The organism is Pseudarthrobacter sp. NPDC058196, assembly GCF_042882685.1.
In the GTDB taxonomy this organism is placed as follows: Bacteria; Actinomycetota; Actinomycetes; order Actinomycetales; family Micrococcaceae; genus Arthrobacter.
In genome coordinates this window covers 169972-191811 of the sequence record NZ_JBHVVN010000006.1, presented here as the reverse complement: position 1 = coordinate 191811, position 21840 = coordinate 169972, and the positions used below count along the sequence as shown (strand labels likewise).

Below are 21840 nucleotides of genomic sequence, written 5' to 3'. Positions count from 1 at the left end.
GAGGACATCCATGGAGTACAGAACCCTGGGCCACAGCGGCACCGTCGTGACCAACTACGCGCTCGGCACCATGACGTTCGGCGCGGAAGCCACCGAGGAAGATTCGCACGCCATCCTGGACAGCTACTTTGCCGCGGGCGGAAACTTCATCGACACCGCCGACGTCTACAGTTCCGGCACGTCGGAGGAGATCATCGGCCGCTGGCTGGCCCAGCGTCCGGCGCTGCGGGACACAGCGGTCATCGCCACCAAGGGACGCTTCCCCATGGGAACGGCACCGAACGACGTCGGAACCTCCCGCCGCCGCCTGACCCGCGCCCTGGACGATTCCCTCCGCCGGCTGGGCGTGGACCAGATCGACCTCTACCAGCTGCACGCGTGGGACCCCATCACGCCGCTGGAAGAGACCCTGCGCTTCCTCGAGGACGCCGTGAGCCGCGGCAAGATCGCCTACTACGGTTTCTCCAACTTCCTCGGGTGGCAACTGACCAAGGCCGTCCACACGGCGCGCAGCCAGGGCTGGAACCCGCCCGTGAGCCTGCAGCCGCAGTACAGCCTGCTGGTCCGGGACATCGAATTCGAGATTGTCCCCGCGGCGCTCGACGCGGGGATCGGCCTGCTGCCGCGGTCCCCGTTGGGCGGCGGCTGGTTGTCCGGCAAGTACAAGCGGGACCAGCGTCCGGCCGGTGCAACCCGCCTCGGGGAGAACCCCGAGCGCGGAATGGAGGCCTGGAAGGCGCGCAATGACAACCCCCGCACGTGGACGGTCATTGACGCAGTCGAGGAGATCGCCGCAGGCCACGGGGTAAGCCCGGCCCAGGTGGCGCTGGCCTGGCTGGCGGACCGGCCGGCGGTGACCTCGGTGATCCTGGGCGCCCGCACCACCGAACAGCTGGCCGACAACTTGGCTGCTGCCGACCTGCGGCTCAGCAGCGATGAAGTCAGCCGCCTGACCGAGGCCAGCCTGCCGCAGGCTGGTGTTTACCCGTACGGGCCGATGGCGCAAGAACAGCGCAGCCGCAAGATGGCGGGCGGCCGCTAGGAAAGGGTTGGCGGGGCGTGGGCCTTTACGCCGGGTGCTTCAGCACCTCGGGCAGTTGGTCCACGTACACCGTCTGCGGCGGGTCGTAATAGATCACCAGCACTTCCTCGCCCACCGCGAAGCCGCTTGTCTTGTCATACGGGTAGGCGTGGAACGCCATGATGCCGCCGAGGTACGGCAGCATGACTTCACCGATGGTGCCCGGCCCGATGCGGCCGGTCACCCGCCCAATCTTCCCCGTCAGGCTCCGGTCCACCCCTTTGTGCATCGGCTGCCCTACGCGCCCGGAGCCTTGGGCGCACGCTTGTCCCCGCCGTCCTTCCGGAGCGCGGATGAGAGGGCCGGCAGGTAATCACCCACTTGCGCCAGGATCCCGCCCAGCATCTTGTTGACACCCTCGCCGCCGTTCAGGACCGTCATCTGGCCCACGTGGGAGAAGGGCTCGGCCGCTGCGGCGATGATCGCGGGCATGTTTTCGGCGAGCTGCTGCGAAATCACGGCGTCCTGGTTGGTTCCCAAAGCCTCGGCGCGGGCCTTGATGCCGTCCGCCTCGGCCAGGGCCTTGGCCTTGATTGCCGAGGCTGCCGCGTCACCCTTGGCCTTGGTGGCCGCAGCTTCGGCCTCACCGGTGACCTTGGTGGCTCCGGCGGCAGCTGCTGCGGCGTTGGCGTTCGCTTGGGCCTGCAGCTCCGTTCGGCGGGCATTGGCCGTGGCCTCAAGCTCGGTGCGCCGGGCCAGGGCCTCGGCGGCGGAGATGTCGGCGGCCTTTTGGCCTTCCGCGTCCGTGCGCTTGGCGTACGCTTTGGCGTCGGCGGGCTTCCGGATGGTGGTCTGGAGCTTCTGCTCTTCCCGGTCCGCTTCCAGCTTGGCAACTTCGGTTTCCTGCACCACAACCTGTTGCCGGGCCGTGGCTTCAGCCAGCGGGCCGGCCTGCGCAGCGTTGGCTTTGGCACGCTCGGCGTTCGCCTGCGCCACTGACTGCCTGATCGCCGAGACGCTCTGCGCGTCGGCGATCAGCGCGGCGGCCTCCGCCTCCTTCTCGGCGGCCTCGCGGTTGCGGGTGGCCTCGGCAATGCGGGCCTCCATCTTGACCTGCGCGATGTGCGGCTTGGCGATGTTCTGGATGTACCCGGTGGGATCCTGCAGGTCCTTGATCTGGAGCGAATCCACCACCAGGCCCAGCTTTTCCATCTCCACGCCGCTGGCGCTGCGGACCTGTGAACCAAGCTTGTCGCGCTCGCGGATGATCTCCTCCATGGTCATGCTCCCAATAATGGAGCGCAGGTGGCCCTCAAAGACGTTATAGACCTGGCTTTCCATTTTGGGTTGCTGGCCCAGGAAACGTCGGGCCGCATTGGCGATAAAAGGCGGAGCATCGCCGATTTTGTAAATGACAACCCCTTCCACGATCACCTGGATGCCTTGGGAGGTAACGCAGGACACCTTGAGCTCGGTTTCATTCAGCGTGAGCGAAAGTGTCCGCACGGTCTGGAGGCCGGGCAGCACCAGGGCACCCTTGCCGGTGACGATCTTGAAGTCCATTCCGGCCCGGGTTTCGAGGGTTCCGCGGGTCAGTCCGGAAATGATCAAGGCCTCGTTGGGTTCGGCCACCTTCCACATCAGTTTTGTTGCCACCCAAATAAATCCGATGGCTACAAGCACTGCCAGAATTGTGGCAAGTAGCGGGAAGAATGCGGTGAAATCCGGCATGACCAATCCTTTCAATGCCGCGGAACAGGCATCACGGTAAAGCCCCAATAAATGCAGCCGTCCAATGTCCCGCGGTTGAAATTCCCGTCGCCGTCGGCGCGCCAGCCAGCTGTTGTAGACAGTCTGATTGGGCCCCGGCCAAGAGTCCAGAGCTGGGCTGATATTTGCCTGCGGCAACGGAAAAGGAGCGGCCGACGGCGGAGGGCGGCACCCGCCCAAGGGCAAGGATTGCCACGGGTCCCCGTAAGCCGCGGACCTCTTGCCGCCGGGATTTCTTTGTTCTATAACAGATGGCATAAAGAGGTGCAGCATGATTCTGACGCTTGATCTCACCAGCGACGTACCGCTCTATCTGCAGCTGCGGGACCGGATCACGGAAGGTATCGCCGAGGGCGCCCTGGTTGAGGGCAGCCCGCTACCTGCCACACGCGCCTTGGCGGCCGATTTCGGCATCAACTTCCATACGGTCAATAAGGCCTACGCCCTGCTGCGGCAGCAGGGCCTGATCAGGCTCAACCGCAAGACCGGGGCAGTGGTGGCGGCTGCGGCGGCTGCGGACCCGGTGTTCCATGCGGAATGGACGGCCCGGGCCCGAACCCTGCTGGCTGAGGCCATTGCCAGGGGAGTCCCGGCCGACGACGTCCTGGCCGCCTGCCAGACCATGCTCGCCTCCTTCCACACCCCGCAGACCAAGGATTCGCCATGACCGTCGGGATCATCCTGAGTTCAGTTCTTTTGGCGTTGGTGCTCCTGCTGGCGCTGGTACTGCCCTCCATTACCAGCCCCACAGTGCCGTTTGGAGTGCGGGTGCCGGACGGCCACGTTGATGATCCGGTGGTGGTTGCCCAGTCCAGGCACTACCGGTGGAGAGTGCTCGTCAGCGGTGTCGTTACCGCCGTCGCCGGGGTGGGCACGTTCGCCGTAACGGGCGCAACGTTCCTGCTGCCCGTCTCTGTCCTGCTGCTCCTGGGCGCCTGGTACGGCTGCTTCTTCCTGGCCAACCAGGAAATCCGTGCCGCCAAGGCCGCCGGAAACTGGTACGGCGGCCTTCGGCAGGGCGTCGCCGTCGACACCGGTCTCCGGTCGGACCCGCCCAGGTTTCCCTGGCTGTGGTTGGCATTCCCGGCCACAGTGACGGTGGCGACCGCGGTGACCGGGATCATCCGGTATCCGTCGATGCCCGGTCAGTTGGCCGTGCACTACGGTGCCGGCGGCCAAGCCGACCGGCTGGCGCCGAAGTCAATCGGAACCGCCTTTTCCCTGGTTATTGTCCAGGTGATCATCACCGCGCTGCTGTCCGCCATCGCAGCAGGCATCCTCCGCGGCCGGGCCGACCTCGACCCCGGACACCCGGATGCCTCGGCGCGCTGGCACCGCGAATACGCCTCGCTCGGGGCACGGACCTTGCTTGGCCTGGCCGGCATGATCACGCTGGGGATGATGGGGGCGTCCCTGCTGATGTGGACCGGGACCCGGACTCCGTGGGCTGCGCTGGCCGTGGTGGTCCCGGTGCTGGCCGGCGTCGGACTTTCCATGGTGGTCCTCGCGCGGCACAACCGCGAACCCCGCGGGACTCCTCCGGAAACCGGCCTGACCCACCGGGACGACGACAGGTTCTGGCGCGGCGGACTGCTGTACGTCAACCATGAGGACCACGCACTCATGGTGTCCCGCCGGTTCGGCCTGGGCTGGACCCTCAATTTCGGCAACCCCAGGGCCGGGATGCTGCTTGCCGGGGTACTCGCCCTGATCAGCCTGGTGGTGATCCTGCGCTTTGGCGGGGGAACGGACCCCGGCGCCGACCCGCAGGGCCGGGCAGCGTCAATGTCCGGCGGCAGCAGTGAATGCGTCCACGACCGGCCACAGCACCTCGGCGTGCCGGATGTCGCTGTGGGCGCCGGCGAACGGGTTCTGGTCCTGGGCGATCACGGTGTTGGCGTCAAGGCAGTAGAAGGCGCCCGCCGTGAACCCGTAGGACTCACCCGGCTGATGCATGGGCACCGTGGTCGCCCCGGCCTGTTGGTAGCCGTCGTGGCCCATTCCCTCCCAGCGGTACATGAAGTCGTGGACGTCCTCGTTGTCCTGGCGCTGGAGGAAGCTTGCCGTCGGGTACCAGGTCCCCACCGCGCGGTCGGCTTTGCTGAAGGTGGCGATAAACGGCCCATCCACCCGTCCGGTACAGGAGGCCAGGAGACCCGACCTTGCGGCATCGGTGGGCAGCGGCGAGGCGAAACTGAAGTGTGAGAAGGCCCCTTGGATGAGGTACACCAGCTTGACGGGGCTGGCCGGGCCGGCAGCGGACGCCGGCAGCCCGGCGAGGGCGGTGGCCACCAGGCGGGCCCCGAAGCTGTGTCCCATCAGGTAGATGCGCGGTTGGCTGCCGGGGCCCGCGAGGGAACCGAGGTAGGGGCCCAGTCCCTGGCTGCCGATGACGCCGGCCCGGTTCTTCATTTCGTAATAGCTGAACGCGCGCAATACCTCGCGCGCCCCTTTCCACAGCATGCCGAACGGGTTCCCGATGTCCTGCGCGCTCGACTGCGACGGGGCAGCGAGCGCAGCGGCGTGGGTCAGGAGAGGCGCTGTGGTGGCTGCCAACGCTGCCTGCAGGTTTGCGTCCTCGGATTCGGGCGGCGGCACGGGGGAGCTGACCAGCCCGAGCGCAAGGTGGTGGAAGCGTTCGAGTTCCTGCGGATCTTCCGGTTGCCGGTCCAGCAAGTCTCCGATCGCCCCGAGGTCCTGCTCGTTCCGGGGGAATGCCGGGGCCAGGTGCGCCGCAAGGGTGGCCCCCGTGGACGGGGCTGCCGGCGCGGCGGTTGCCTGGTCCTCGGGAAAGAGCAGGGAGGGCCAGATGATTCCGACGGCGGCGCAACCTTCCGCCCGCTGTCCCAGCTGGTCGGACAGATTGCCGAACATCCACTGGTAGAGGCTGCGCGCGGACTGGACATCGCTGTTCCAGCCGTGGGAGAGGACGAAGATGTCACGGATGCCGCCGTCCGCAACGGCGGCGGCCAAGGCAGCACCGTCTGCAGGGTATTCAGGGTCGGCGTTGCCGTCGGCGTCGAATGCCAGCTCGTAGTAGTCGAGGTTCCCGATGCGACCGGTCATGGCTGCTCCTGGTTGGTGGGTGGTTAGATCGAGTTGAGGACCCGCATCAGGTCCACCAGGCCGCTGCCCTGGAAGAACGGGTGCCGGCCCAGTGAGCTCGCATTCTGCATGAACAGGTCTTTGACGACTTCCGGCTTGCCGATGAATTCCGGCCGTGCCGAGAGGAACGCGGCGATGGCTCCTGAGACGTGCGGGGCAGCCATCGAGGTTCCGCTGTCCTCGACGTAGCAGGGGGTTGGGGCGGAAGCGTCCTTGAAGCCCGGCACCTGGCTGCGGTTCTTCCCGGCGGCTGCCGAGGTGATGCGCTCGCCGGGGGCTACAAGGTCCGGCTTCAAGCGCCCGTCAAGGGTGGGTCCCTTGGAGGACGTGTAGGACACCCCGAAGACGTGCGGCTGGTCGCGGTGCGTTGAACCGACCGTGATGGCCTTGGCTGCGTTTCCCGGGTCGGTGATGGTGGAGAGGCGGCCGTAGAAGTCGCCGTTGTCGTCCCGGGCGTCGCCACCGTTGCCTGCGCTGACCACCACCACCACGCCGGAGCCCACCAGCAGGTCGATCTCCCGGCACAGCGGGCTTTGGCCGGCGGCGAAGTCACCGGGATACCAATCGCAGCCGAGCGAAAGGTTGACGCCGTGGATCACCATGTTGCGGCCGTAGGAGTTGACCGCCCTGACGTAGTTCAGTGCGGCGATGACGGCGCTGGAGAGCGTGTGCTCCTGGTTGTTGAGGACCTTCAGGCTCACCAGCAGGGCCTCAGAGGCCAAGCCGGCCAGCGACCGGCCGGGGTCCAGTTCCCGCGGTGTCCATTCCGGCAGCCCGTCCGGCGTGGACCGGCTCATCATGATGAGGGCGGCCGGGGGAGCGGAGCCGGCGATGATCCCTGCCACGTGTGTCCCGTGTCCGACGTCGTCCACCAACGCAGGTGCCGGGTCCTGCGGGACCAGGTCCTTGGCTGAGCGGACGGCTCCTGCCTCCTGGGGAGCCGAACCGCCGGCATCCGGACCGGTGACGAGGACCGTGAAGTCGCGGTGGAGATCCGCCACCCTGGGGTCATGCAGGTTGTCCGCTTTTCCCGCGTGGCCGGGAAGGAAATGCGGGTGCGTGCCGTCGATGCCCGAGTCGATGACGGCCCATACGCATCCGCGGCCCGAGGCCCCGAACGTGCGCAGGGCGGCATCGGCCTGCACGGTGGCCGCCGACCTGTCGATGTGCGGGCGGACAATGTAATCGGGCCAGACACGGTAGATGGTGCGCTCCGCAACTCCGTGTGCCGCATCGGCGGCCAGGAGGGTGGTGAGCTCGTCGGGCCGGAGCCGGCACTGCAGGTACAGGGTGGAGACCTGCAGGGGCGGAGCAGGCGGATCCTCCACCGACGAAAAAGTATCGCTGAAGCGACCGGCGAACCGGGCCCCCGCGGCTGTGGCCAGCGTCCCGTGCCCCACCTGCAGTTCCACCAGGACAGCCTGCCGCTCGTTGGCGTCGGTGTGGACCAGAAGGTCGTGTCCGCGCTGCTCTGAGTTGTTGCGGGGCCTCAGCAGTGAGCTCACCAAACGCGTCATGCCATTCTCCGGTCTCACTGAAGTGCTGCCACCAATTATGGGCAGCGGCCCCCGCATGTCAATAAGGCGCGGGCCGCCCTACCATGAGGTGTGGGCTCCAAAAACCGCATCGTGAGGCGGGCGGCGCTCGCGGTGGCCCTCGCCGTCTCCGGCTGCTCCTACACGGACGACTCCCTCCCGCCCGGTACTTTTCCGCCTGCCTTGGAGCCCATGGTGCAGCAGATCCAGCTGTTCCTGGACCAGGGCGCCGTCTCGGCCGTTGTCCAGGTCCGCTGGCCGGGCGGCGAATGGTCGCAGGCCTTTGGCGTGCGTGACCTCGGCTCCCTGGACCCGGCGCAGCCCACGGACAGGGTGGAGATAGCCGGCGTCACCCAGGCCATGACCGCCGTCGCAGTGCTTCGGCTCGTGGATGACCACCTCATCGGCCTCGACGACCCGGTCATCGAGGCAGTCCCGGAACTCGCGGGCCTGCTTCGGCCGCCCGGACCGCTCACACTGCGCCAGCTGCTGAGCCACACTTCCGGGATGCCGGACGCCGCCGCGGCGCTGCCCCGCGACGTGGACTTCCGCCCGGCCCTGTCGCGGACCTTGAGCCTGGAGCAGCAGGTGCAGGCCGCCGGGACGCTGCCTTGGCAGGCCTCCGACATCGGACTGTTCAAATACTCAACCACTGACTACGTTGCCTTGGGCCTCGTGGTGGAAGCCTTGCGCCGGAAGCCGTTCACGCAGGTCATGCGGGAGCAGGTGTTCTCCCCACTGGGACTGAAGGACAGCACGCTGGACCGGCCGGACCCGCGCGCACCAAACCTCCTGCACGGCTATGTCACTCTTCACGGCGAGCGCATCGACACCACTGACGACGCGTCCGTCGCCGGTTCCCCGGCATCCGGCGCGGTGTCAACGGTGGCGGACCTGAACCTCTTCATGGCCGGCCTCCTCCAAGGCCGTGCCGTTTCGCCGGCGTCGCTGCGGGAGATGAAGACCAGCCCCGGCTTTGGCCGGTTCGGACTGGGACTGTGGCGCTTCGCGGACCAATGTTCACCGGCCATGCGCCAGGAAGGCAAGGGCTCGTTCCGGGACTTCCAGACCGTTGCCGTCAGCAGCGACGACGGGCGGTACCAGGCCGCGATGACCGTCACGGCGCCGCCCATGCCCGGCGAGGTTGAAGATCCAGCCAGCACCGGCCGGCGGGACCTGCTCAACGGCCAGATCGAGTCCACCCTCAACGAGGCGCTGGACAGGCTCTGCCAGCCTGCCCGCTGAGGACAAACGCGCCCGTCAGCCGCGCATACGGCCACACCGGGGACCTGTCCGGATGGTCCCGGCGGATCTACACTGAAGCATCCCGCGACACGTTGGGGCCGGGGAAGGCTGGCGTGGGAACAGAGGATCAACTACATAGCTGGAAGGGCGGACCATGGGCAACGCGTCGCAGGGAGCTAACCGGGCAGTTTCAGATGCGGCATCGGCCAGCCGCAGCCCGGCGTTACGCATTCTGGCCCGTGCCGGCTTCGTGTTCATCGGCCTGGTCCACGTGTTGATCGGCGCCATCGCCCTGCAGGTCAACAGTGGCCAAGGCGGTGAAGCGGACCAGACCGGGGCGATCGGATCCATTGCCTCAAAACCCGGCGGCGTAATCCTCCTGTGGGCAGGGGCGGTTGCCTGCGCGGCCCTGGCCCTGTGGATGGTGGGTGAAGCCGTGTTCGGTGCGCGCGCCGAAGGCGATTCGAAGAAAAAACTGAAAGAGGCAGGATCCGCTGCAGGAAAGGCTGTGGTGTTCGGGTTCCTGGCCTTCACGTTCGCCGTGTTCGCGACGGGCGGTTCCAAGAGTTCCAGCCAGTCGGCCAGTGACTTCACCGCCAAGCTCATGGGAGCGCCGGCAGGAGTGGTGCTGCTGGTCGCCGTCGGCCTGGCGATCATTGCGGCCGGGGTCTACTACGCATACCGGGGCTTCACCCGAAAGTTCATGGAAGACCTGCAGGATCCCGGAAATGCCCGTACCGCTGTCCGGTGGCTCGGCACGGTCGGCTACATCGCCAAGGGAGTGGTCCTCGCCGTCGTCGGGGTCCTGATCATTGTGGCGGCCGCCACTGCCGATCCGTCCAAGTCTTCGGGCCTGGACGGCGGCCTGAAGGCACTTGGCTCACAACCCTACGGCGTGTTCCTGCTCGCGGCCATCGCTGCCGGCCTGATCTGCTACGGCGTGTATTCCATGGCGCGGGCCCGGTACGGCAAGTTCTAGGGAGCGGGCCTGTCAGCCGATTGGCCACCAGTCCGGAAGCAGTTGCCCCAGGTCTGCCAGGAATTCCTCGGCCGGCCTGGGCTGGTCCTCCAGGAGGCGTGACTCCAGTGCTCCCACCACGCCGTAGGCAATGAACCGCGCCACCATGGGCGGGGGGACGTCGCGGCCGCCCGGTGCCGGAACGGCGATGGCCCGGCGTTCGATCAGCAGGCGGACCGAACCCTCGAAATGGGCGCCGAGCATCCCGTGCAGCCCCGCCGTTCCCGGCTCGGCGGCCAAGCCATGGCGGTAGATCCTGCGGTGTGCGTCGACGTGCCGGACCACCCCGGCGGTGACGGCGGCGACGGCGTGGCCGATGTCGCCGCCGGACGCGGAGAGGTGCTCGTCCCGCAGGGCATCCAGTTCGGCGGAGAGGACCTGCCGCAGCAAGGCGGCGGGGGACGCAGCGTGTTGGTAGAACGTTGACCTGTTGACCCCAGCGGCAGCCGCGACCTGCGCGGCCCCCAGCGTCCCGGCGTCGTGCTCGGCTGCCAGCTCCAGGATGGCGGCGGCCAGCCGCGCACGGCTCCGGGCTGCCCGCGGATCGCGCGCAGCCGCTACCTCCGTGTCCTGATCCGGTCCTGCTGTCATGTCGGTCACACTCCCTGGTGATGTTGGCCGCCGGCGGTGGCTAAACCGCCCCTGCGGGCGTAGCGTTCTAACTATCCAACACTTGTTGGATAAGTCGATCGGGCCACTCTACCTTCGGCCCAGGGTTGAAAGGAAGCACCATGTCCCGCTTTGACGGACGAGTCGGCATCATCACCGGAGGCGCCAGCGGCATCGGCCGGGCCACGGCACAGAGGTTTGCCGCCGAAGGCGGTGCCGTGATCGTCGCGGACATCCAGGACGGCGCTGCCGCGGAGGTGGCTGCCGGGATCGAGCACGCCGGCGGCCGTGCGCGCGCATTCCACCTCGACGTCACCAGCGAGTCCGGCTGGGCAGCGGTTGTCGCCTTCGCCCTGAACGAATTCGGCCGGCTGGACGTCCTGGTGAACAACGCAGGGATTGGCGATAACGAATCGATTGAAGCAACCAGCGTGGAAACCTACAACAAGGTGGTTGCCGTCACACAGACCAGCGTCTTCCTCGGCGAGAAGGCGGCCGCGTCGGCGTTAAAGGATTCCGGCAACGGCGCCGTGGTGAACGTGTCCTCCATGTTCGGCATCGTGGGCGGATTCGGCACGTCCCCGGCCTATGCGGCCGCCAAGGGCGCGGTCCGGACACTGACGAAGAACACCGCCCTGGGTTGGGCCACGGAGGGTGTGCGCGTCAACTCCGTCCACCCCGGCTTCATCGACACGCCCATCCTGGGCGACACCGACCGCAAACTCCTCACCGACACCACTCCCATGGCACGGCTGGGCCGCCCCGAGGATGTTGCGGCGGTCATCCTGTTCGCCGCCAGCGACGACGCCGCGTTCATGACCGGCTCCGAACTGGTGGTCGACGGCGGCTACACCGCCCGCTGAACCAAAAACCCATCACAGTGCAACAGAAAGAAGAGGGCAGCAGCATGCGCGCCATCGTGTTCAAAGAATGGAAGCAGTTTCCCGAACTTGCGGAAGTAGCCCGGCCCGTTCCCGGGCCGGGCGAGGTCCTGCTCAAGGTGGCCGGCGCGGGTGCCTGCCATTCGGATGTGAGCATCTTCGAGGATTTCACTGCCGAGGTGCCGGGAAACATGTCAAAAGGCTTCATCCTTGGCCACGAGAACTCCGGGTGGGTTGAGGAGCTCGGGCCCGGCGTTGACGGCATCAACCCCGGCGACGCCTACCTGGTATACGGGCCTATCGGCTGCGGCCATTGCAAGGCATGCTCCCGCGGCCAGGACACCTATTGCCAGAATGCGGCGACCAACCCCTACCTGGGCATCGGACTGGGAAGGGACGGCGGTATGGCCGAATACGTTACCGTCCCGGTCCGCAACCTCATCCCGCTTGGTGCCGCGGATCCGATCGCCGCGGCACCGCTGGCCGACGCGGCCCTGACGCCTTACCACGCCATCAAGACTGCCCTTCCGCACCTGAACGGCGGGGGCCGCTTCGCCCTGGTGGTGGGACTCGGCGGACTGGGACAGATCGCAGTCCAGATCCTCACTGCACTTACAGGCGCCACCATCATTGCCACGGACATGAAGCCGGAGGCCATGGCCAAAGCCGAAGCGGCCGGTGCCGTCACCGTGCCCGGCGGCCCGGACCAGGTGGCCAAAATCCGTGAGCTGACCGGCGGCCGCGGCGTGGACGCGGCCTTCGACTTCGTGGGCGTCACACCCACGATCGCCACCGCCACCGGGTCGATGGCCCAGGGCGGCCGGCTGACCGTTGTGGGCATCGCCGGGGGAGTCCACGAATGGACGTTCTTCAACACGCCCTACGAATCCACCATCACCAACACCTACTGGGGCACCATCGAGGAACTCCACGAGGTGGTGGATATGTACCGGGCGGGCCAGATCGTGCCGGAGATCGAGACCTTCTCCCTGGACGACGGGCTGGACGCCTACCGCCGGCTCGCGGAAGGGAAGCTGAGCGCCCGCGCGGTGGTTGTTCCGCACCGGGGCTGACCACGCGCCGCCGGTCCCGGACGGCCCGTGAAGGCCCGCCGGACGGGACCGGCAGCCCGGCTGGCACCCGTGCAAAAGGTGTGAATTGCCTGTGGAGTTGCTGTGCGATCTGTCGCATTGGCCCTGCCGGCACTAAAGTATCCTCACTGAATGCCTACGATGGGACATGGACAAGCGACAATAAGGTGGCGGCCGGCGATTTAGCCGCCGCCCGATTTCTGGCAGGAGGCGGCACCCATGCAACACAACGTGCCGCTGCGCGGGCATCCAGCCAGGCTCGTGGCTGCCGGTACGTTTGGCGTCCTCCTGGCCGTTACGTCGGGGAGCGCAGCACAAACCCAGCCCCGGGCCTCGGGCGAGCCGCCGGTCCGGGTGGTGGTGGTGGGGGACTCCTTGAGCACCGGCCACGGAACCTCGCCGCAGGAAGCCTGGCCTGCGCTGATGCGCAACGACCCGGTAGGCGCCGGCCTGGAAGTGGTCAACGCGGCAGAAGACGGCAGCGGCTACGTCAGCCCCGGTGACTTTGACGGAACGTTTGGCACCCAGGTTGAAGACCTCGTCAATTCAAACACCGGCATTGTGGTGTTCTTCGGCTCGGAGAACGACCTCGGCTACGCGTCCGATGAGATTGGGGACGCCGCACTGGCGGCGATGGACCGGGCCGAGACGCTCGCCCCCGAAGCCAAAATCATCGTGGTGGGACCGCCGTCGTACTCAACGGATCCGGACCCCGGGCTCCTGGAGATCAGCAGCCAGCTCAAAGCCGCCACGGCCCGTGCCGGTGGTGAATTCGTGGACCCCATCGCCGAGGGCTGGATCAGCAGCGACTTCGAAGACCTGATCGGTCCCGACGGCGACCATCCAACGGTTGCCGGACAGCACTACCTCCTGGAGCACATCGGCGCCTACCTTGAGCAGGCGGCGCCCGCTGCCGCCGCGGCCGTGCAAGGACGCCCGGAACCCCAGTGACACGCCGGCTCATACCGGCGGCCGGCATGCCGGCCCAGGAATCTGGAGGAATCTCTCGATTACCCACAGGGTGGGGATTACGGTAGAGGAGTGACTGACCGCCCCGAAATCTACACCGTTGGTGAACTCCGAGCAGCGGGACACGTCCTCAAGGACCTGAGGCACGAAATCCGCGACAATCTCCTCTCCGCCCTGGCAGAAGGGCGTGACCCGTGGCCCGGCCTCTACGGATTCAGCCGGACGGTCCTGCCCCAGCTCGAGCGTGCCCTGATCGCCGGCCATGACCTGGTGCTGCTGGGAGAACGGGGACAGGGCAAGACCCGCCTGCTCCGCACCTTGGCCGGGCTGCTGGACGAATGGTCTCCGGTGATTGAGGACTCGGAACTGAACGAGCACCCTTTCCAACCGATCACCGAACAGTCCCGGGCCCGCGTACGCGCCGAGGGGGACCGGTTGCGGATTGGCTGGCGGCACCGCTCCGAACGGTACGTCGAGAAGCTTGCAACGCCGGACACGTCCGTGGCGGACCTCGTCGGCGACGTCGATCCCATGCGCGTAGCCGAGGGCCGACGGCTCGGGGATCCGGAAACCATCCACTACGGACTTATTCCGCGCTCCAACCGCGGCATCATCGCCATCAACGAGCTCCCTGACCTGGCCGAACGCATCCAGGTGTCCATGCTGAACGTGATGGAGGAACGCGACATCCAGATCCGCGGGTACGTGCTGCGGCTGCCGCTCGATGTGCTTGTAGTAGCCTCCGCCAACCCGGAGGACTACACCAACCGCGGCCGGATCATCACCCCTCTGAAGGACCGCTTCGGCGCCGAGATCAGGACCCACTACCCGATCGAACTTGAGGACGAGGTGTCCGTCATCCGGCAGGAGGGCCGGCTGGTGGCAGACGTCCCGCCCTTCATCCTGGAGATCCTTGCCCGCTACACCCGGGCGCTGCGCGAGTCCCCGGCCATCAACCAGACCTCCGGAGTTTCGGCCAGGTTCGCCATCGCCGGCGCCGAAACCGTGGCCGCGGCGGCGCTCCGCCGGGCACGGCTCCGCGGAGAGGACCACGCAGTCGCCCGGATCATCGACCTTGAACCGGCCGTGGAAGTCCTGACGGGCAAGATCGAGTTCGAATCGGGTGAGGAAGGCCGCGAGCAAGGCATCTTGGACCACCTCCTCCGCACCGCCACCGCAGAGGCCGTCAGGGCCCACTTCCAAGGCCTGGACATGGGACCGCTCGTGTCCGCCCTGGACGGCCACCGGACCGTCACCACCGGGGAGCAAGTCACGGCACAGGAGTTCCTCGGCAACCTCCCGTCCCTGAACGGATCCGGGCTCTACGACGAAATCGGCCGCCGCCTCGGTGCGACGAACGACGGACAGCGGGCCGCCGCCGTCGAACTGGCCCTGGAAGGGCTCTACTTGGGCCGGCGCATCTCCAAGGAGTCCGACGACGAGGAAACCATCTACGGGTAGGCACAGGAGGCAGCATGGCCATCCACAAGAGGTCCGCCAGGTACGGCCGGTACACCGGCGGCCCGGACCCGCTGGCTCCGCCGGTGGACCTGGCGGAGGTCCTCGACGCCGTCGCCGAGGACGTGATGGCAGGCTATTCGCCGCGGCATGCCCTGCAGGAGTTCCTGCGGCGCGGTGGACGGAGCCGCGACGGCCTGGACGACCTTGCCCGCCGCGTGCAGGAGCGGCGGCGGGACCTGCTCAGCCGGCACCGGCTGGACGGCACCCTGGAGGAAGTGAAGAAGCTCCTGGAGACCGCCGTGCTGGAGGAACGCAAGCAGTTGGCCAGGGACGCCATGATGGACAACACCGAACGCGACTTCCGGGAGATGCAGCTCCAGAACCTGCCGGCGTCCACCGCCGCGGCGGTCAACGAGCTCGCCTCCTACGACTGGCAGTCCGGAACCGCCCAGGAAGCGTACGACCGGATCAAGGACCTGCTGGGCCGGGAGGTCCTGGAACAGCGGTTCGCCGGCATGAAACAGGCGCTGGAGAGCGCCACCGATGAGGACCGCGAGGCCGTCAATGCCATGCTCCGGGACCTCAACGGGCTGCTGGCGAAGCACCGCCGCGGCGAAGACACCGAGGCCGATTTCCAGGAGTTCATGGCCAGGCACGGCCAGTTCTTCCCGGAGGATCCGCAATCGGTGGAAGAACTCGTGGATGCCCTGGCGCAACGTGCCGCCGCGGCCCAGCGCCTCCTGCAGTCCATGTCTGCGGAACAGCGCGCGGAATTGATGCAGTTGTCCGCCCAGGCGTTCGGCTCGCCGGAACTGATGGCCCAGCTCAGCGAGCTCGACGCGTCCTTGCAGGCGCTGCGTCCGGGGGAGGACTGGAACGGATCTGAACGGTTCGAGGGCCAGGAGGGACTCGGCCTGGGCGACGGAACCGGCGTCCTGCAGGACATCGCGGAACTGGACGAACTCTCCGAACAGCTGTCCCAGTCGTACAGCGGGTCCCGGCTCGACGACCTGGACCTGGACGCGCTGGCCCGACAACTTGGTGAGGGTGCGGCCGTCAGCGCCCGTACGCTTGCAGGAATCGAGCGGGCCATGCAGGAGGGCGGCTACCTGCGCCGCGGCGCGGATGGCGACCTCCGGCTCTCCCCGCAGGCAATGCGCCGGCTCGGCAAGTCGCTGCTGCGCGACACCGCCAAACAGCTGTCCGGGCGGCAGGGAAACAGGGATACCCGGACGGCAGGGGCCGCCGGTGAACAGTCCGGCTCCAGCCGCCAGTGGGAGTTCGGCGACGCCGAGCCCTGGGACGTGACGCGCACCTTGACCAACGCCATCCGCCGCACCATGGCCGACGGCGGCGAGCCGGCCCGCGGACTGCGCCTCGCCGTCGGGGACATCGAGGTATCCGAAACAGAGGCCCGGACCCAGGCCGCCGTTGCGTTGTTGGTGGACGTCTCCTTTTCCATGGCCGCGGAGGGGCGGTGGGTCCCCATGAAGCGCACGGCACTGGCCTTGCACCACTTGGTCTCCACCCGGTTCCGCGGCGACCGGCTGCAGCTGGTCACCTTCGGCCGGTACGCCCAGTCCATGGACATCGCCGAACTGACGGCCCTGCCGGCACTGAGGGAACAGGGCACGAACCTCCACCACGGCCTGCTGCTGGCCGGCCGCTTCTTTCGCCGGCACCCCTCCATGCAGCCGGTGCTCCTGGTGGTGACGGACGGGGAACCGACGGCCCACCTGTTGCCGGACGGGGATTCCTGGTTCAACTGGCCGCCGGACGCGGAGACCATCAGGGCCACCGTTGCCGAGCTGGACCGGTTGGGAAGGACAGGGGCCCAGACCACCTTCTTCCGGCTCGGTAACGATCCCGGCCTCGAACGCTTCATCCAGCGGCTGGCACGCCGCGTGGATGGCCGCGTGGTGGCACCCGATGTCGGTGACCTTGGCGCGGCGGTGGTGGGGGAATACCTCCGGGCGCACGTCCGGAGCGCCTACGCCGACGGCGACTGGTTCTGACCGGGCCGCGCGCTCCAGGGCGTCCCGGCCCGTGCTGCTGCTTCCGCCCGGCCGGCCGGCTCAGGCGGCCGCTTCGATCCCGGCGGCTTCCCTCTTGGCGGCTTCGGCGGCGTTGAGGCGCTCCCGCTGGGGGATCACCACGTACTTGGGGTCGCGCGTCGACGCCTTTCCGGCCTCGAAGACGCCGAACCGCAGCAGGGCCGAACCCGCAGCAACGGCGAGGCCGCCCAGCACGCTGACGGTACGCGAGCGGTGACCGCCGAGGGCCAGACCGACTGCGCCGCCGATGCTGAAGGCCTTGGACAGGCGCATCAACGTGCCACCCCGGCCCTCCCGCAGTGTCTCCGTGCTCAGGTGGCCGCTGCGTTCCATCCGCAGGCTCATAACCGTTTCCAGCAGCGCACCCGCGACGGCCATCCGCCGCGCAGGACCGGCCTCCACGACGGGCGCCAGGGCGGCAGCGATGCCCCCGCCGGCGGCGGCGGCCGAACCGGCAAACACGAACGGCAGGACCTCGTGGGCGTCATGCCAGGTGGGAACCGCGGTGTCGGCCAGCAGCACGGCCGTATAAGTGGCCACCGCGGAGCCGCTGACAGCTGCGCCGAGGCCGCAGGCCCGCCCGGCAGCCGGGAAGAGTCCAGTGATGTTGGAGGCGGCACTCGCCCCGGCAAGCGGGCCGTACACGGAGAGGATCCAGGAGCCCATGCTCATGGGCGAGGTGGGCTTGGCTACCCGCAGCATGTTGAGGAACCGTTCCGGCCGGCCCAGATCGTGCACCAGCGCCGCTGCGGATGCCGAGATAGCGGTCAGCGCCGTGAGTTTTGCCCGGCGTTCCATGGCGGGCCGCCCGGTGTACTGCGCACCTGCCGCCAGCATTGAGGACGCTGCCGCCACGCCGCCGGCGAAAATGTACCCGGCGATGTCCGCCGCCTCCCACGTGGGTTCCTTGAGGATGGGGCGGCCGTAGTATGAGGTGAATTCCTCACGCTCCCGGCGGCGGCTCACTTCCTGGCTCCCCAGAAGACGACGGCGGTCCCCGCCAGGAGCCCGGCCGCAGCACCCGCTGCCCGCCGCCACATGGCAGGCAGGTCCCGGGTGGTCACCACCGGGTCCGGCGGCAGTCCGTAAGTTTCTGGTTCATCGAGCAGCAGGAAGAAGGCGCCGTCACCCCCTACCCCGCCGTCGGGATCCCTCCCGTAGAGCCTGGCCTCGTCCACACCCCGCTCGTGGAGCTCCGCGACGCGGGCGTCGGCCCGTTCCCTGAGCTCATCAAGCTCGCCATACTGGATGGACTGGGTGGGGCACGCCTTGGCGCAGGCAGGCTCTTCGCCGGCACCCAGGCGGTCGTAGCACATGGTGCATTTGAAGGCCCGGCCGTCGTCGGGCCGCTGGTCGATCACGCCGTACGGGCACGCCGAAACGCAGTACCCGCAGCCGTTGCAAATGTCCTGCTGGACCACCACGGTGCCGTGTTCGGTGCGGAACAGCGCACCCGTGGGGCACACATCCAGGCAGGCGGCATTGGTGCAATGCTTGCAGACGTCCGAGGACATCAGCCACTTGATGCCCTCGGTTCCGCCGGCCGCCGGAGCCGGAACCTTCTTCTCGATGAAGGCCACGTGCCGCCACGTGTCCGCGCTGAGCCGGGAGGTGTTGTCAAAAGATTCGCCGGTGAGTTGCAACGGCCGGTCCGCCGGCAGCGAGTTCCACTCCTTGCAGGCCACCTCGCAGGCCTTGCACCCGATACAGAGGCTGGTGTCGGTGAAGAAGCCCTTGCGCGCTTCACCGGGTGCTCCGATGGCGGGCATTCCCAACTGGGTGACGCTCATGCCTTGATTCCTTCCTGGCCTGTGTGCTCATCGATGCCCGCCCGCTGACGGTATTCCGCCACCAGCGACGGCAAGGCCGGCCCTTGCGGCCTCCGCCCGGGACGGATGTCCACCGTCAATGCCTTGACCTCCTGGATATGGACGTTCGGGTCCATGGCGATGGAGGAGAGCTCGTTCATTGCATCGCCGCGGCTGAGCCCGTTGGGGCCCCAGTGGTAGGGCATCCCGATCTGGTGCACGGTCCGGCCCTGCACCGTGAGCGGCTTCATCCGGCCGGTCACCAGGACCCGCGCCTCGATTGCTCCGCGCGCCGAGACCAGGGTGGCCCAGCCGTTGTTGGTCAGTCCCCGCTCGGCGGCCAGTTCCGGCGACACCTCGCAGAACGATTCCGGCTGCAGCTCGGCAAGGTAGGGCAGCCAACGGGTCATGGCCCCGGCGGTGAAGTGCTCCGTGAGCCGGTAGGTGGTCAGCACGAACGGATACACCTCCGCCCCCGGTTCCCGGCCACTGGGTTGGTACCGGTTGCCGTCATGTTTGAGGAGTTTCCGGACCGGGTTCCGGTTCTGCCCGTAGAGGGCATTGTCGAAGGGGGATTCCTGCGGCTCATAGTGTGTGGGGAGCGGCCCGTCGGTCAGGCCGGCGGGGGTGAAGAGCCAGCCCTTGCCGTCGGACTGCATGATGAACGGGTCGATCCCGGAGAGGGCGTCGGTGCCCGTGGCGTCCTCGCCGGGACGGTAGGACGGTGGTTTGGTGGGCTCGCAGTCGGGGACGTCGTCGCCGGTCCATGTCCCGGCGTCCGCGTCCCACCAGATGAGCTTCTTCCGCTCGCTCCACGGCCGTCCCTCCGGATCGGCCGAGGCCCGGTTGTACAGTTCCCTGCGGTTGGCCGGCCATGCCCAGCCCCACTCGCGGCTGGAAATACTTTGCTCGGTGTGGGGTTTCCGCCGGGCAGCCTGGTTGACGCCGTCGGCGCGGCAGCCACAGTAGATCCAGCAGCCGCATGAGGTGGAGCCGTCGTCCTTCAGTTGGGTGTATGCGGAGAGCGGGCTGCCGTCGGCGCCGCGGCCGTTGATCTCGGCGAAAACAGCGTCCGCGTCCGGTTCATCCTGGGTGCCGACGGTGGGGTAATCCCACGTCAGGTCCAGGACGGGACGGTCGACGTCGTCGCGCGAGTCCGCCAGCAGCGTCCGGATGCGGTTGCCAAGGTGCCAGATGAACCAGAGGTCGCTGCGGCGCTCGGCCTCTGGCTCCACGGCCTGCTCGCGCCACTGGACCAGGCGGTTCGTGTTGGTGAAGCTGCCGGCCTTTTCCGTGTGGGCTGCGGCGGGGAAGAAGAAGACTTCCGTGCCGATGTCCTCCGTACGCATCTGTCCGGTGGCGATTTCCGGGCCGTCCTTCCACCAGGTGGCGCTCTCGATCAGTGAGAAGTCGCGGACCACGAGCCAGTCGAGGTTGGCCATCCCGGCGCGTTGCAGGTGGGTGTTGGCCGAGCCCACGGCGGGGTTCTCACCCATGAGGAAATAGCCCTTGCAGATTCCCTCCAGTTGCGCCATCACGGTGTCATAGGTGCTGTGGCTGCCGGTGATCCGGGGAAGGTAGTCGAAGCAGTAGTCGTTGTCCGCTGTGGCGGCGTCCCCCCACCAGGCCTTGAGCAGGCTCACGGTGTAGGCGGACATGTTGGCCCAGAAACCCTGCTTGGCGGAGTCCGCTTCGACGTATCCGGCCAGGTCCAGGTGCTGCTTGGCGTGCGGCATGGGCAGGTAGCCGGGCAGCAGGTCGAAGAGGGTGGGAATGTCGCTGGAGCCTTGGATGCTGGCGTGCCCTCGGAGGGCCATGATCCCGCCACCGGGGCGGCCGATGTTGCCCAGCAGGAGCTGCAAAACCGACGCTGCACGGATGTACTGCGTCCCCGTGGTGTGCTGCGTCCAGCCCACGGCGTAGGCGAAGGCCGTGGTCCGGTCCCGGCCGGAGTTGCTGGTGAGCGCCTCTGCTACTTCCTCGAACAACGCCGGTGGTACCCCGCACACCTGTTCCACCATCTCGGGGGTGTACCGCGAGTAGTGCCGGCGCAGGACCTGGAACACGCAGCGTGGATCCTGCAATGTCTCGTCCCGGTGCCACTTCCCGGCCACGCCGGGGCCTCCGGAACCATGGGACTGGGCGTGCGAGGATTCACCCAGCCTGCTGCCTTCCTGCTCGTCGGCGTCCCGTTCACCGGAGGATGCAGCCGCGAAGCCGCCCTCGTACTGCCAGCTTTCAGTTTCATAGGAGGAATCGTCCGGATTGAATCCGGAGAAGAGGCCGTCAAGGTCTTCGGTGTCGCGGAAGTCCTCGCTGAGGATAGTCGCGGCGTTGGTGTAGTTGACGACGTATTCGTGGAAGTAGGCATCGTGGCTAATGACCCAGTTGATCAGGCCGCCCAGGAAGGCGATGTCCGTCCCGGCGCGGATTGGAACAAACGTATCGGCCATGGCGCTGGTGCGGGAGAACCGTGGATCCACGTGGATGATTTTGGCCCCGCGTTCCTTGGCTTCCATGACCCACTGGAATCCGACCGGGTGTGCTTCGGCGAAGTTTGATCCCTGGATCAGGATGCAGTCTGCGCGTTGGAGATCCTGGAGATAAGTGGTTGAGCCGCCCCGGCCGAAGCTCGTGCCAAGGCCCGCCACCGTGGAGCTGTGGCAGACCCGGGCCTGGTTCTCCACCTGGACGACGCCCAGGGACGTGAACAACTTCTTGATCAGGTAGTTTTCTTCGTTGTCCAGGGTGGCGCCGCCCAGGCTGGCGATGCCCATGGTACGTCGGGTGCGGAGGCTCCCGGAGTCCCATTCCCAGGTCTCCCGGCGGGTGTCCACCACGCGTTGGGCCACCATGTCCAAGGCTGTTTCAAGGTCGAGCCGTTCCCAGTCAGTCCCGTGGGGGCGGCGGTACAGGACGTACTTTTCGCGGGAGTCCCCGGTGGTCAGCTGCAGTGAGGCGGAGCCCTTGGGACACAACCGGCCCCGGCTGATGGGGGAGTCCGGATTGCCCTCGATCTGGATGACTTTCCCGTCTTTGACGTAGACCCGCTGGGCGCACCCAACGGCACAGTAAGGGCACACGGAAGGGACCACCTGGTCTGCGGTGCCGATCCGGGGCGTGAGCTTTTCGGTGGCGGGCGATTTCACGGCATGATGCCTGCCCGTGGGGTCGTTCTCGAGCAACTGGCGCAACACTGGCCATTGCAGCGGATTCACCATGGGGCACCCCTTTGGTCGTCGAATCGACATGCCTGTGGCACGGGTCACATGC

General features: G+C 67.5%; 17 protein-coding genes and 1 pseudogene. 10 read left to right on the top strand and 8 right to left on the bottom strand.

The features are described 5' to 3' along the window. Positions 1-10 precede the first annotated feature (10 nt). Positions 11-1042 (top strand): aldo/keto reductase, encoded by a 1032-nt coding sequence (locus tag ACFVVC_RS10520; RefSeq protein ID WP_387452368.1) that lies wholly within the window; start codon positions 11-13, stop codon positions 1040-1042. Between the two features lie 25 nt (positions 1043-1067). Here ACFVVC_RS10520 and ACFVVC_RS10515 read toward each other — a convergent pair whose 3' ends face one another. Continuing rightward, positions 1068-1310, bottom strand: coding sequence for a hypothetical protein (locus ACFVVC_RS10515; protein ID WP_387452366.1), 243 nt, complete (start codon positions 1308-1310; stop codon positions 1068-1070). Positions 1311-1318: 8 nt separating this feature from the next. Then, complete coding sequence (locus ACFVVC_RS10510) at positions 1319-2752, bottom strand: flotillin family protein (RefSeq protein WP_387452363.1); 1434 nt, start codon at positions 2750-2752, stop codon at positions 1319-1321. Between the two features lie 310 nt (positions 2753-3062). Between ACFVVC_RS10510 and ACFVVC_RS10505 the strand changes: the two genes are divergently transcribed. Together ACFVVC_RS10505 and ACFVVC_RS10500 are read left to right on the top strand one after the other, a co-directional pair. Beyond that, positions 3063-3458, top strand: a complete 396-nt coding sequence (locus ACFVVC_RS10505; protein WP_387452360.1) for a GntR family transcriptional regulator — start codon at positions 3063-3065, stop codon at positions 3456-3458. Further along, positions 3455-4462 (top strand): annotated as a pseudogene (locus tag ACFVVC_RS10500) (DUF1648 domain-containing protein); the annotation flags it as partial. The gene ACFVVC_RS10505 and the pseudogene ACFVVC_RS10500, both read left to right, overlap by 4 nt. Before the next feature lie 111 nt (positions 4463-4573). Here ACFVVC_RS10500 and ACFVVC_RS10495 read toward each other — a convergent pair. Continuing rightward, a complete protein-coding gene (locus ACFVVC_RS10495) occupies positions 4574-5857 on the bottom strand; it encodes a serine/threonine protein kinase (protein WP_387452357.1) in 1284 nt (427 codons plus the stop codon). Between the two features lie 23 nt (positions 5858-5880). Next, positions 5881-7413, bottom strand: coding sequence for a S8 family serine peptidase (locus ACFVVC_RS10490; RefSeq protein WP_387452355.1), 1533 nt, complete (start codon positions 7411-7413; stop codon positions 5881-5883). A 90-nt stretch (positions 7414-7503) separates the two neighbouring features. On the opposite strand from ACFVVC_RS10490, the gene ACFVVC_RS10485 reads away from it, so the two are divergent. Together ACFVVC_RS10485 and ACFVVC_RS10480 are read left to right on the top strand one after the other, a co-directional pair. After that, entirely contained in the window at positions 7504-8676 is a 1173-nt protein-coding gene (locus ACFVVC_RS10485) for a serine hydrolase domain-containing protein (RefSeq protein ID WP_387452352.1), read from the top strand. A gap of 154 nt (positions 8677-8830) precedes the next feature. Next, positions 8831-9655, top strand: a complete 825-nt coding sequence (locus ACFVVC_RS10480) for a DUF1206 domain-containing protein (protein ID WP_387452349.1) — start codon at positions 8831-8833, stop codon at positions 9653-9655. 12 nt (positions 9656-9667) lie between these two features. Here the strand turns inward: ACFVVC_RS10480 and ACFVVC_RS10475 are convergent, their stop codons facing one another. Further along, positions 9668-10285 (bottom strand): TetR family transcriptional regulator, encoded by a 618-nt coding sequence (locus ACFVVC_RS10475; RefSeq protein ID WP_387452346.1) that lies wholly within the window; start codon positions 10283-10285, stop codon positions 9668-9670. A gap of 140 nt (positions 10286-10425) precedes the next feature. On the opposite strand from ACFVVC_RS10475, the gene ACFVVC_RS10470 reads away from it, so the two are divergent. From ACFVVC_RS10470 to ACFVVC_RS10450, 5 genes are all read left to right on the top strand, one after another. Continuing rightward, positions 10426-11166, top strand: coding sequence for an SDR family NAD(P)-dependent oxidoreductase (locus tag ACFVVC_RS10470; RefSeq protein WP_387452343.1), 741 nt, complete (start codon positions 10426-10428; stop codon positions 11164-11166). Between the two features lie 44 nt (positions 11167-11210). Next, on the top strand, positions 11211-12257 hold the full coding sequence (locus ACFVVC_RS10465; RefSeq protein WP_387452681.1) for an NAD(P)-dependent alcohol dehydrogenase: 1047 nt from the start codon (positions 11211-11213) through the stop codon (positions 12255-12257). Between the two features lie 237 nt (positions 12258-12494). Continuing rightward, positions 12495-13226: an SGNH/GDSL hydrolase family protein gene (locus tag ACFVVC_RS10460; RefSeq protein ID WP_387452340.1), complete on the top strand. Its 732-nt coding sequence runs from the start codon at positions 12495-12497 to the stop codon at positions 13224-13226. 90 nt (positions 13227-13316) lie between these two features. Beyond that, positions 13317-14705: a sigma 54-interacting transcriptional regulator gene (locus ACFVVC_RS10455; protein ID WP_387452337.1), complete on the top strand. Its 1389-nt coding sequence runs from the start codon at positions 13317-13319 to the stop codon at positions 14703-14705. A 14-nt stretch (positions 14706-14719) separates the two neighbouring features. Further along, the gene (locus tag ACFVVC_RS10450) at positions 14720-16720 is read left to right on the top strand and encodes a VWA domain-containing protein (RefSeq protein ID WP_387452334.1); all 2001 of its coding nucleotides are present in this window, start codon (positions 14720-14722) and stop codon (positions 16718-16720) included. A 60-nt stretch (positions 16721-16780) separates the two neighbouring features. On the opposite strand, the gene nrfD is transcribed toward ACFVVC_RS10450, so the two are convergent. From nrfD to fdh, 3 genes are read right to left on the bottom strand one after another with little or no spacing between them, the layout of a single operon-like run. After that, complete coding sequence (nrfD, locus tag ACFVVC_RS10445; RefSeq protein WP_387452331.1) at positions 16781-17725, bottom strand: NrfD/PsrC family molybdoenzyme membrane anchor subunit; 945 nt, start codon at positions 17723-17725, stop codon at positions 16781-16783. Then, a complete protein-coding gene (locus ACFVVC_RS10440) occupies positions 17722-18549 on the bottom strand; it encodes a 4Fe-4S dicluster domain-containing protein (protein WP_387452328.1) in 828 nt (275 codons plus the stop codon). The genes nrfD and ACFVVC_RS10440 overlap by 4 nt, the downstream gene beginning before the upstream one ends. Further along, entirely contained in the window at positions 18546-21788 is a 3243-nt protein-coding gene (gene fdh, locus ACFVVC_RS10435) for a formate dehydrogenase (protein WP_387452325.1), read from the bottom strand. Before fdh ends, ACFVVC_RS10440 begins: the two co-directional genes overlap by 4 nt. Between the last annotated feature and the right edge of the window lie 52 nt (positions 21789-21840).